At 66.7% G+C, this 11315-nt stretch carries 8 protein-coding genes and 1 other RNA gene; 3 read left to right on the top strand and 6 right to left on the bottom strand.

Features of this window, described 5'->3' with window-relative positions:
- Positions 1-27: 27 nt before the first annotated feature.
- Positions 28-2409, bottom strand: a complete 2382-nt coding sequence (locus tag ACDH77_RS13600) for a TonB-dependent receptor (RefSeq protein WP_218488714.1) — start codon at positions 2407-2409, stop codon at positions 28-30.
- Between the two features lie 392 nt (positions 2410-2801).
- Entirely contained in the window at positions 2802-4865 is a 2064-nt protein-coding gene (locus ACDH77_RS13595) for a TonB-dependent receptor (RefSeq protein ID WP_031423473.1), read from the bottom strand.
- Positions 4866-5027: 162 nt separating this feature from the next.
- Here ACDH77_RS13595 and ACDH77_RS13590 point away from each other — a divergent pair, with 162 nt between their 5' ends.
- The 3 genes from ACDH77_RS13590 (at position 5028) to ACDH77_RS13580 (ending at position 6071) form a co-directional block, all read left to right on the top strand.
- Positions 5028-5444 (top strand): MerC domain-containing protein, encoded by a 417-nt coding sequence (locus ACDH77_RS13590; RefSeq protein WP_008571877.1) that lies wholly within the window; start codon positions 5028-5030, stop codon positions 5442-5444.
- Positions 5445-5505: 61 nt separating this feature from the next.
- Positions 5506-5582, top strand: a non-coding RNA gene (locus ACDH77_RS13585) — sX9 sRNA.
- 306 nt (positions 5583-5888) lie between these two features.
- Positions 5889-6071 carry a 30S ribosomal protein THX gene (locus ACDH77_RS13580; protein WP_008571876.1) on the top strand — a complete coding sequence of 61 codons (183 nt, stop codon included), beginning with the start codon at positions 5889-5891 and terminating at the stop codon, positions 6069-6071.
- 299 nt (positions 6072-6370) lie between these two features.
- Here ACDH77_RS13580 and ACDH77_RS13575 read toward each other — a convergent pair whose 3' ends face one another.
- The 4 genes from ACDH77_RS13575 to ACDH77_RS13560 form a co-directional block, all read right to left on the bottom strand.
- Positions 6371-7762, bottom strand: a complete 1392-nt coding sequence (locus tag ACDH77_RS13575) for a chloride channel protein (RefSeq protein ID WP_372353497.1) — start codon at positions 7760-7762, stop codon at positions 6371-6373.
- Positions 7763-7886: 124 nt separating this feature from the next.
- The gene (locus ACDH77_RS13570) at positions 7887-9185 is read right to left on the bottom strand and encodes an ectonucleotide pyrophosphatase/phosphodiesterase (RefSeq protein WP_372353496.1); all 1299 of its coding nucleotides are present in this window, start codon (positions 9183-9185) and stop codon (positions 7887-7889) included.
- Positions 9186-9221: 36 nt separating this feature from the next.
- Positions 9222-9767, bottom strand: a complete 546-nt coding sequence (locus tag ACDH77_RS13565; RefSeq protein WP_031423466.1) for a methylated-DNA--[protein]-cysteine S-methyltransferase — start codon at positions 9765-9767, stop codon at positions 9222-9224.
- Positions 9764-11227: an AlkA N-terminal domain-containing protein gene (locus ACDH77_RS13560; protein ID WP_008575644.1), complete on the bottom strand. Its 1464-nt coding sequence runs from the start codon at positions 11225-11227 to the stop codon at positions 9764-9766. Before ACDH77_RS13560 ends, ACDH77_RS13565 begins: the two co-directional genes overlap by 4 nt.
- Positions 11228-11315: the final 88 nt, after the last annotated feature.

Here is an 11315-nt window from a genome sequence, read left to right as displayed (position 1 = left end):
CTGCGCGGCTCAGCGTGTGGCGGCGAACTACCAGCGGTACGCCACCGACATCTGGTACTGCCGCCCGGCGATGGGGCGGCCCATGAAGACACCACCGGTGGCTGCGCCAGGCACGCGCACGTTGCCTTCGGTCAGGCCCAGCGTGTCGGTGACGTTGCTGCCGCTGGCCGTCACTTCCCAATGTTCGCCCACATGCAGGTTGGCGCCGATATCCAGCATGTCGTACGAAGGCAGGCGCTGGCTGTTGGCCAGGTCCGCAAAGCGCTCGCCGATGTACGAATAGGTAGCAAACACCTTGAGGTCGCCGAACGGCAGCATCCAGTAATAGCTGGGCGTGATGCGGAACTGGCGCTTGGGTTGGCGCATCACCTGGTTGCCGGTGAACTCGCGATAATTGCGGTACTTGGCGTCCAGCCACACCCCGGTGCCAGCCAGCTCGAACCCGCCGAACGGCCGGATCGCACCCTCCACCTCCAGGCCACGTGCGCGCGAATCGCCCACGGCGGTGAAGTTCTCGCCATTGGCCAAAAATGCCTGGAACGGCGAGTTCTTGAAGGTGTTGTAGAACGCGGTGAGATACAGGTCGTAGACGCTTGTGCCGGACTTCAAACCCAGCTCGTATTGATCCACGTCCTGCACGCGGGTCTGTCCATCGCGCAGGTTGTCGAAGCCGGGAAACTTCACCCCGGAGTTGACCCGCGCAAACAGGCTGTTGTGCTGGTCCAGCGTGAAGTTCAGACCGGCTGTCCACGACAACGCTTCATCGTTCTGATCGATGCGCCGGGTGGTCGCCAGCGCCAGCGAGGTGGCGTTGTCGTACAACGTGGCCGGGTTGCCATCCAGATCCACGGTCGTAGTGTCGTGCACATCGCCGGTGACGCTCTGGCGCTCGTAGCGTGCGCCCAGGTCCAGGCGCAGGCGTTCGCTCAGCTCCCACTCGTCGGCAACGAATGCGGCGATGTTTTCGCCGTCGTACTTGGCGCGCAGGTTCAAGAACGCGGTACTGGTGAACCCCTGGCGCGTGGCCTGGCGGCCATCGTCCAACGCCACATCGATGCGGCGCGCGTTGTTTTGCGCGGTGAGCAACATGGTATTGCCCAGGTACCAGGTGTCGGCAGAGGAATACTTGGCGTAATACGCGCCCACCGTCAGCGTGTTGCCGGCAAACAGCTCGCGGCTCAGACGCAGGTCGTTGGTAAAGGAATTCAGGCGTTTGTCCACCGACCACCATCCGGCTTCGAGCACCTGCTGATTCGCATCCACCACGCTGCCCCCATTGGTGTAGCTGGCGCTACCACTGCTGCCGTAGCTGGCGATGAAATCGCCCAGGCGTTGTGGCGCATCGCCGGTAAACAGCGCGTAGGTCGGTGCGCTGCCGCTGATCACATTGAAGCGGTCTGCAACGGTCCAGCCGCCGCTCTCCCAGTTCCATTCGCCGCCGAACACGTCGATGTTGACGCCGCGCCCGTCGGCCAGGTCGCGCCGCAGCGTCTGGCCATCGGGTCCGACCAACAGATCCACATTGCGGAAATCGCGGCCGAGCAGGGTGCCGGTCTGCGCGTTCAAGCCGGGGAAACTGGAAAGATCGTTGCCGTTGTTGCGCGAGAGCAACGGGATCGCGGTGTAGAACGCGTTGTTATCGTCGGTGTGGCGCGCGTAGAACGACAGCTCGCCGTTGTCCCAGCGCTTGCTCAAGGTGGCGCTGAACTGGCCGCCCTTGTCGGCGGAGAACTGCGGGTCGCGCACGCCGTCGGTTTCGCGAAAAAAACCGCCTACGCTGTAGTACCAGCCATTACCCATCGGTCCGCTGTTGAACACATCGATGCGGCGCAAGGCGTTGTTGCCGCCGGTCAGGCGCACGCTGCCTTCGGGTTCGTCCTGGCCTTTTTTCTGGATGAAATTGACGGTCAATCCGGGCTGGCCGTTGGAGAAGATCGGGCTGGAGCCGCCGCGCAGCACTTCCATGCGTTCGACGGTGTCATCGACACGGAACAGCGTGGAATTCTCCAGGAACGACAAGGTCGGCGGCGGAAACAGCGGCGAACCATCCAGTTGCATGGTCACGAACGGCGCATCGCCTTCCGATGGCATGCCGCGCACGAAGATGTTGGCGCCGGTGCCGCCGCCGCTGGGCTCGGCCCACACGCCGGGCACGATCTTGAGCAGGTCGGCGGTGCTTTGCGGCACCGCCTGCTGGATCTGCTCCGGGCTGGCCGTGGTGATCGAAAAACTGGCGTCGCGCTTGGCCAGGCCCTTGAAGCGCGCGGTGCCGCTGACGATGACCGCATCCAGCGTCGTGGCCTCCTGATTGCCTGATGCAGGCGTGGCGGTCTGCGTGCGGCCATCCGGTGCCAGCAGCGCGGCAGCGACGGCAAGCGAAAGGGTGTAGCGGGGCGATGAAAAACGCATGCGCAAGGCTCCTTGTCTTAAAGTGCAAGAACGCTGCCGAGCCACGCCGCGTGTGCAGGCATCGGCAGCCAGTGCACGCGCGCGCCCGCGCTATCGCGTCGCTTGCGCCCCCTGTCAGCGCAGTGCTAATGAAGTTTTAACCCTAGATGCGCCGCAGCGTGTTGTGCGACGCAGCAGCCGTGGGCTGCGCTTCCACGTTGGGAAGAAGGTCGTGCTGGCGTGTCGCGCGTCGGTGCTCCCGTCCTGAGTGCCGTGCAAATCCACGCGCTGGCGAACGCGACTGCAGGCGCAGTGCAGTGCGCGCAAGCCGGCGCCGATAGCTCGGCAATGCACATAAAAAAGGCCGCCCGAAGGCGGCCTTCCTTCCAGTCAGCAGGGGAGAGAGTCTGCCGTCAGAAGAACAGGCGCACGCCGAACGAGGCGCTGCGGCCAGGAAGCATCACATCGTCCTTGAGGAAGGAGGTGTGCACGCGTGCGTCCTGGTTGGTCAGGTTGTTGCCGTCCAGGAACACTTCCCACGCCGTGCTGCCGTGGTCCACGTGATACGCCAGATGTGCATCGACGAAGGTGTAGCCGTCGGTCGGCGTTTCGTTCACTGCCACCTTGTCCTGCTTCATGGTGCGGGTGGCACCGAGCGATGCGCGCCACTGCTGCGCATCCCAGCGCAGCTGCGCACCGAAGCGGCCCGGTGCGATCCGCGGCAGGTTGCCGCCATCGTTCAGGCGCGCCCGCACGGTATCCCCGAACACGCGCAGGTCCCACGCACCGTTCTCGTTGTTGGCCAGGTGGACGGTGGCCTCGCCTTCGAAACCGTGGAAGATCGCATCGGCCTGCGTCCACTGGCGAATCGGCAGGAAGTCGTTGTCTTCTTCGTTGAACCACTGGCCGCCGGTGTCGACGATGTAGACGAAGTCGTTGTAGCGGTTGTAGTAAGCCGCCACCTTGGCATCCACCCATTCGTTCTGGAAATTCAATCCCAGCTCGGCCTGGTTGGCCTTCTCGGTCTTCAGGTTGGCGTCGCCGATTTCGAAGGCGAGGGTGGCGATGTGCGGGCCGTTGGCGAACAGTTCTTCTTCGGCCGGCGCGCGCTCGGCGTGGTCCAGGTTGGCGGTCAGACGCCATTGTTCGTTGAAGCGGAACCCGCCGCTGGCCGAGAAGCTGGTCGGCGTGAAATCTCGATCCACGCCGACATCGGTCTGGTACTTGACCTTGTCCACGCGCGCGCCGACTTCGGCGGTGACCCGCTCCCAACTGTTGCGCGCAACGGCAAATGCGCCGAGCGAGCGTGTATCGGTCTTGGGCACGAAGGATTCTTCGCCGATCGCCTGGAAGGTGCTGTCGCTGCCTTGCAGACCGAATGCAGTCTGCCAGCCGCCGCCAAACGTGAACGAGGCTTCCACGCGGCCTTCGTTGGCCCGCTTGGTGAACACGGTGCCGACTTCGGCGCCTTCGAATTCGGTATGTGCGTAATCGGTATGGCCGAAGCTGTAACGCAACGCGCTGCCTTCGCCCCACGGATCGGTCAGCCCGCCCTTGAGGTCGTAGCGGTCCTGCTGCAGTTTCAGCGACACGCCGCGCTCGCCGATGGACGGGTCGCCCGGCTCGCCCGGGTTGCCGTAGTTGTCGCGGAAACGCGATGCCGACAGGCCGACAAACCCCCAGTCGCCGGACAGCGATGCACCGATCGAGCCCACCTTGGAATCGATCCAGCTGTTGAGCTGGCGACCTTTCGGCGTGTCGTAGTCGTTCTGGTTGCGATACACGCCATCGGCGTGGATCGACAGCCCGCTGCCATTACCGGCATCGACGCGGAACATGTCGGTGTTGCCGTCCTTGTCGCCGCCGTCCAAGCGCACTTCGGCGCGCCCGCTGAAGCCGTCCACCGGGGTCTCGGCGATGCGCCCGTCGACCACGTTGACCACGCCGCCGATGGCGCCGGAGCCGTACAGCAAGGTCGAAGGACCCTTCAGCACTTCGATCTGGTTGGCCAGGAACGGCTCGATCGCCGGGGAATGGTCCTGGCTGACGGTGGATACGTCCTGGGTGGACAGGCCGTCGCGCAGCACTGCCACGCGCGGGCCGTCCAGGCCGCGGATGATCGGCCGGCCCACGCCGGGTCCGAAGTTGGAACTCTGCACGCCGGGCAGGCTGGCCACGGTTTCGCCCAGGCTGGAACTGCGCACCTCGTCCAGACGCTCGCCGGCCAGCACTTCCACCGGGCGGCTCAACTCACCGGCCGCATCGCGCAGCGGGCTGGCGGTGACCACCACCTTGTCCAGATCCTTGATATGACGCCCACTGGAGGGGCTGGCATCGTGGCGCGTGTCCGAACTGGGCGGGGTCTGCCCATCGGCAGCGACCGGAGCGTCCTCGGCCATGGCCAGGGCAGGGGTCAGCAGGCTGGTCAGGGCCAGCGAGAGCGCAGAACGGCGGAAAGAGGGAGCAAAAGAGGGCATGGTGGACCGGACTCTGTAATTGTTACTGTGTATCAGTGGTAAGGCGCAGCTTTCCTGCTGCGCCGGCGGCGAGCCCGCATGACTGCGCGATGCACTGATGCGGGGCTGGAACAGTAAGATGTTATATTATTCCACGTCGCCGCGAGTACCCTGCTGGACGTCATGCCTCTACCAACCCTTCGCCATCTTCTTGACCGCTTCGGCGCAACCGGCTCGCTGCTGTGCGCGGTGCACTGTGCGGTATTGCCGCTGGTGCTGGCGCTGGCGCCTTCGCTGGGCCTGTCGTTCTGGCTGGGCGACGGGGTGGAACGGGCCATCGTGGTGTTCGTGACGCTGCTGGGCCTTTTCAGCCTAGTACTCGGGTATCGCCGGCACAAAGCGCTGCATGCACTGGCGTTGCTGCTGCCCGGCCTGGGGCTGCTGTGGCTGGGCCTGCTGTACGACCCGCTCCATCATTCGGTGGTGCCGCACGCGGTGGTGATGACGCTGGGCGGCGCCCTGGTCGGTATCGCCCACCTGGTCAATCTGCGCCTGAATCACGGGCATGGGCATGTGCACGACGCCAGCTGCGCGCACTAAGGGCGGCTAACAAAACGACTGCGCAGCCGCCAGGCGGTCGCGGCCAGTGCTCGGAATCGGCATGTACCACGCGTACGCTAAGGTTCTGAGCGCGCCGTCCGTGCCCACCTGATAGCTGCTCGCTACGTTTTGTCAGCCGCACTAAGCCTTTGTCGTCGTGCGGTTGCGCCGCCGCCAGGCCGGTGTGGACAGCGGAGTTCCTCCACGTCTGCCCCCCCGCATTTTCTGGCTGCTCTGCTGCTCCAACCGCGGCCGCGCACAGTCCTCGACTGCATGCATCGTTCTTGGATTGATCAGTGCCGCAAGGCGGCCGGGCGCTGCCCAGCTACGCGCGCCGGGGCCGCCGTGGTAGGCTTGTCGGCCTTGCGCGAGGGCGCCGCCGGTGAAACCTCGCCAGACCTGTGCCAGCACGGGAATTTGTATTCACATTCAGGAGTCGACGAAATGGGTAAGGGTGACCGTAAGACCGCCAAGGGCAAGCGCTACAACGCCAGCTACGGCAATTCGCGTTCGCACGCGGTGAGCAAGGTTGTCGTGGGTGCAGCTGCCCCGGTTGCCAAGAAGGGCGTGGTCAAGGCCCCGGCCAAGAAGGCCGTCGCCAAGAAGACCGTCGCCAAGGCCGGCTGATCCCGGCCAGCTTCGCGACACCAGAACGCGGCGCTTGCGCCGCGTTTTTTATGTCCGCTGTCCGGCATTGCCCGGCCGGCATCGTGAAGGCGCCGGCTGGCCAGGCGATGCCCGATCAGGTCGCGGCAACGTCTTTTCCCCGGCACGTTCATGGACCTGGCGTACGTGTGCGCGCTGGCTTACGCCTGGCGCCACCCGATCAACGCCGGGACATGTGGTCGATCACCAGGCGACCCGGCACTGAATCGTTGCTGTCGCAGCCGGCCGCGCTGCGCACTGCTGGCCGGCCGCATCCAGCGTCAGTGACCAGGCGCGGAAGTCGTCGGTGCCACGGTAGCGCCACCCGGTGCCAGCAACTGCTCGGCCAGGCCACGATAGATCGGCGTCTTGCAGACCAGCCCGGAGACTGCGCGCGCGATCAGCACGGTGGCCAGGATCGGCAGCAGCATCTGGCTGGTGTCGGTGAGTTCCAGCGAAATCACCGCCGAGGTCAGCGGCGCCTGGGTCACGCCGGTGAGATAGGCGCACATGCCCAACAGCACGAAGGTGCGCGGATCCACGCTGGGCATCAGCACCGAGAGGTTGTGGCCGATGCCGGCACCCACTGCCAGCGCCGGCGAAAACAGGCCACCTGGAATGCCGGCCAGATACGAGACCAGGTTGGCGATGAGTTTCATCATGCCGAACTCGTGGCCGACCACCGCATGCCCCTGCACCAGGCTGCGCGCCTGTTCGTAGCCGGTGCCGAAGGCGCCTTGTCCGAACACCAGCGCCAGCCCGACCAGTGCAACGCCGCACAATGCGGCCAGCAGCACCGGATGCCGTTGGCGCAGCGCGCCCAACCAGCGCGGTTTGCCGCTGACGCTGGCCAGCACCATCCGCGCGAAGATGCCGCCGAGTAACCCGGCCACGCTGCCGCACAAGGCGATCGCCAGCCAGGCCTGGCCCAAGGGCAAGGCCACGGCCACCTTGCCGAAATAGGTGTAGTTGCCCAGCAGGCCCAGCGACACCACCCCACCGACGATCACCGCGGTGAGCAGGGTGCCGGAAAAGCGGTGCTCGAAACGCCCGCTCAGCTCTTCAATCGCAAAGACCACGCCCGCAAGCGGGGTATTGAATGCGGCCGCGATACCGGCGGCGCCGCCGGCGAGCAGGAAATGCGAGAGCTCGCGTGGGTCGCGAAAACCGAACCAGCGCCCGAACACATGCATCAGGCTGGCGCCGACATGCACGGTGGGTCCTTCGCGTCCCACCGATGCGCCGCCGAGCAGCGACAAGGTGGTCAACGCGAGCTTGCCAACCGACACGCGCAACGAGAGGTTGCTGTCGCGAAACGCCGGCTCCGGGTGCTCCAGCGCGGCTATCACCTGCGGGATGCCGCTGCCGCGCGTGGGCCGCAGCGCACCGGAGGTGAGCCAGGCGAGCAGCGCGAGGATGCCCGGCGTCAGCAGCAGTGCCCACCAGATCGAGTGTGCGGTGATGCGTTGAAATAGATGAAAGGCCGCGTCGCTGGCCTTGGCGAATACGATCGCCACCAGCGCCACCGCAATGGCGCCGCCCCACAGTGCAGCGCGACGACGCCAGCCTTCGCTGGACAACAACGGCCGCAAGCGACGCGACGGGGGATTGGAACCAGACATTGCGTCATTGTCGCACTGCTGGGCCGCAGCGGTGTCTACAGCGAGCCACATTCCTGCGCTGTCGCCGACCTGAGCCGCGCGGCCACGACGTAGCGCGGCGTCTTGCCTGCGTGCGCGTTTTCGGCGTGGATGCTGCGCGCGCGCATGGCGGCGTTGCTGCGGGTGCCGGTCGCGTCTATTTGGCGTCGGCTGCCGGCGGCACGCGCAAGGCCGGCAGCAAGGTTGCCGGGTTGCCATCGTTGGGTGCGGCCGGAATACCCAGCAGCCGGGTCATCAGCGCATAGACATCCACGTTGTCGAAGCCTGGCAGTGTCTTGCCTTGCGCCAGGTCCGGGCCTTGCGCCAGGAACACCGCCCGCATCGATGGCAATGCCGGATCGAAGCCATGCGAGCCACGTGTGCCCCGCTGCGCGCGTTTGGCAAGCTTGTCCGGGAAGAGTGCATCCCAACCTTCGTGCATCTGGCACACGATCGACGGAATGCGCGGGTGGCTGCCGTACTGCCAGCGTGCCGGCAGCTCCGCCTTGCGCCAGCAGTCGTAGTGGTCGTGCGCACCGAGCACGCTGGCCTCGGCAGCGTCCTGTTGCCCAGGCAATGGCTGCAAGCCGATCACCTGGCCATCGGTGATTGCGGTGGCGATCCGCGGCGGCGCGATGTCTTCCACGCTGATCGCATGCCCCGGCGCAACCTCGGCCATGCCATGGTCGGAGACCACGATGATGTTGGTGCGCGCACGCGTGCCATCGCGTTGCATGTCTGTCAGCAGCCGGCCGATGGCCGCATCCACCGCGCGCACGGCGTCGGCGTATTCGCGCGATTCCGGGCCGTGGTCGTGGCCGGCTTCGTCCACATGTTCGAAGTAGAGCGTGACGAGGCGATTGTGCCGGGCGCCGTCGGTTTTCAGCCAGCCCCGCACTGCGTCCACGCGCGTGTCCAGGCGCACGCCTTTTTGATAATGGCGCCACTGCGACGGGCGTACGCCCTTGATTGCCGCCTCGCTGCCTGGCCACGACCAGGTGGCCGCATGCGGGCCGCTGTTTTCCACGCCCACCCACACCGGTTCGCCGCCCCACCAGCGCGCATCGCCCACCGCCTCGGACTTGCTCAACCAGAAACCCCCAAGCGTCGGGTCGCGCATGCTGTTGTGCACGATGCCGTGGTGGTCCGGGCGCAGCCCGGTGACCAGGGTGTAGTGATTGGGAAACGTCAGCGACGGATACGAGGGCGTCATCCAGCGCGCACGTACGCCTTCGCGTGCCAGTTGCGACAGGTTCGGCGTGATGCCGCGATCGAGCATGTCCGCGCGCAGGCCGTCGATGGAGATGAGCAGCAGTGTGTGCGGGGTGCTGGCCGATGCGGTCTTGGGCGCTGCAGTCGGCACCTGCGTGGGCGCGCTGCGCGCAGATGGCTGGCTGCTACAGGCCGCAAGCAAGGCAAGCGCCGCTGCGGCAACTCCAAAACGTCGGTCGATCATGGCGTCAGTTTACGGCGCAGCGATGACGCCGCGAAGTCAGCCAGTGCGCACTGCCGAGGCAGGTGCAAACAGATCGTCGGCGCGCGCGGCGCCACGCGGGGACCAGCCTTCCAACTGCAACAGGGCCTGCTTGGTCGGCAGGCCGCCGCCGAAGCCGGTCAACGTGCCATTGGCGCCGATCACGCGATGGCAGGGCAGCACGATCGGCAGCGGATTGCGTCCGTTGGCAGCGCCCACCGCGCGGCTCGCGGCCGGCTTGCCGACCGCCTGCGCAAGTTGCGCGTAGCTCCAGGTCTGCCCGAACGGAATCTGCGCCAGCGTGCGCCAGACCGTCAGCTGAAACGGTGTGCCGACCGGCGCCAGCGGCAGATCGAAACTGCGTCGCCCGCCATGCAGGTAATCGAGCAACTGTTCGCGTGCTTCGCGCACCAGCGGCGCATCGGGGTCGTGCAACCAGCGCGCACGGCCGATGGCGTCGTAGCGGTTCTGCGCGAACAGGATGTGGTGCACGCCGCTGTCGTCGGCGGCCACGCTCAGTGCGCCGATCGGCGAGGGAAAGGTGTCGTAGTGCAGTGTGCTCATGCGCGGGTGTCCTTGCGGTCGTTGGCCAGATGCCACAGGTGCAGCACGGCGTAGGCGCGCCACGGTCGCCACGCCTGCGAACGGGCCTCGGTGGCGCGTTCGCTCAGGCGCCCGGGAGCGCCGAGCACCTGCTGCAGGATCAGGTCGCCGGCCGGAAACGCGTCCGGATGCGACAACGCACGCATGGCCACGTAATGCGCGGTCCACGGCCCGATTCCGGGCAGCGCGGTGCAGGCGGCGATGAAATCAGGCAGGCGCTGCCCGGCACCGAAGTGCAGCTGGCCTTGCGCGCAGGCCGATGCCAGCGCACGCAGCGTGGCGGCGCGCGCACGCGGCAGCCCGAGTTGTTCCAGCGGCGCGTCGGCCAGCTGTTCGGGCGTGGGGAAACTGCGATCCAGTCCGGGTGGCATGTCGGCATGATGACCGCCATGACGGTTCACCAGCCGCGCTGCCAGCGTTGCTGCGCCGGCCACGCTGATCTGCTGGCCCAGCACCGCACGCACCGCCACTTCGAAGCCGTCCCAGCCGCCGGGCACGCGCAGACCGGGGCGGCGCGCGAGCGCCTCGGCCAGCAGTGGTTCCGGCGCGAGCGTGGCGTGCACGGCCTGCAGGTCTGCATCCAGATCGAATAGCCGGCGCACGCGCCGCACGATCTGCGGAATCTGGCGCGGGTCGGTGGCGCCGATGCGCAGCAGCAGTTCCGCGCGCTGCGGTGCTGCGCTGACCTCGATCACGCTGGCCTTGCCCGGCGGGCCGATGACGCGCCGGTAGCCGTTGGCATCGACCTGCTCGATGCCCGGGATCGCGCGGCGCTGCAAGAAGGCCAGCATCGCCGGCAGATCCAGTGGCGGGCGATAGCCCAGGCGCAATGTCAGTTCGCCGCCGGGGACCTCGGTACGCTGCTTGCGCAATGCAGAGGGCGGCATGCCGCAGCCGTGCAGGAAGGCCGCATTGAAGCGGCGCAGGCTGTTGAAGCCGGCCGCGAGTGCGACCTCGGTGACCGGCAGGGCGGTTTCGGTCAGCAATTGCTTGGCCAGCAGTAGCCGATGCGTGCCGTGCACCTGGATCGGCGTGGCGCCCAACTGCTGCACGAATTGCCGCTGCAGTTGGCGCGCGCTCAAGCCCACCGCATCGGCCAGCGTCTGCACCGGCTGCTCCTGCAGCGCGCCGTCGGCAATCATCGCCAGCGCACGCTGCACGCTTTCTTCGCCCAGATGCTGCTGCGCCTGCGGCGACAGCTCCGGCCTGCAGCGCAGGCACGGCCGGTAGCCGGCGGCGCTGGCTGCCGCGGCAGTGGGGTAGTAACTGACATTGGCTGGCTTCGGCGGCGGCGCCGGACACACCGGGCGGCAATAGATGCCGGTGCTGCGCACGGCGGTGAAAAACAGCCCGTCGAAGCGTGCATCGCGTGCCAGGCGGGCGCGGTCGCATTGGGTTCGGTCGGGCGTTGCGGTCTGCATGGCGCCAGTCTATGCGCTCGCCCCAGCGCCGGCTGGCCGTTTTCGGACAGGGTTGCAGCGAGCCGGCGTGTTCATGGCCGGGTCAACC

It is taken from the genome of Xanthomonas axonopodis pv. maculifoliigardeniae, assembly GCF_041519315.1.
Classification (GTDB): domain Bacteria; phylum Pseudomonadota; class Gammaproteobacteria; order Xanthomonadales; family Xanthomonadaceae; genus Xanthomonas; species Xanthomonas euvesicatoria.
The sequence above is the reverse complement of the archived record's forward strand: the minus strand, read 5'-3'. Positions and strand labels throughout refer to the sequence as shown.

Bases quoted from the DNA above. Each gene is read 5' to 3' on its own strand.
- ACDH77_RS13600 (WP_218488714.1), bottom strand. From the start codon at position 2,409: ATGCGTTTTTCATCGCCCCGCTACACCCTTTCGCTTGCCGTCGCTGCC.
- ACDH77_RS13560 (WP_008575644.1), bottom strand. From the start codon at position 11,227: ATGCAGACCGCAACGCCCGACCGAACCCAATGCGACCGCGCCCGCCTG.
- ACDH77_RS13570 (WP_372353496.1), bottom strand. From the start codon at position 9,185: ATGATCGACCGACGTTTTGGAGTTGCCGCAGCGGCGCTTGCCTTGCTT.
- ACDH77_RS13580 (WP_008571876.1), top strand. From the start codon at position 5,889: ATGGGTAAGGGTGACCGTAAGACCGCCAAGGGCAAGCGCTACAACGCC.
- ACDH77_RS13575 (WP_372353497.1), bottom strand. From the start codon at position 7,762: ATGTGGCTCGCTGTAGACACCGCTGCGGCCCAGCAGTGCGACAATGAC.
- ACDH77_RS13565 (WP_031423466.1), bottom strand. From the start codon at position 9,767: ATGAGCACACTGCACTACGACACCTTTCCCTCGCCGATCGGCGCACTG.
- ACDH77_RS13595 (WP_031423473.1), bottom strand. From the start codon at position 4,865: ATGCCCTCTTTTGCTCCCTCTTTCCGCCGTTCTGCGCTCTCGCTGGCC.
- ACDH77_RS13590 (WP_008571877.1), top strand. From the start codon at position 5,028: ATGCCTCTACCAACCCTTCGCCATCTTCTTGACCGCTTCGGCGCAACC.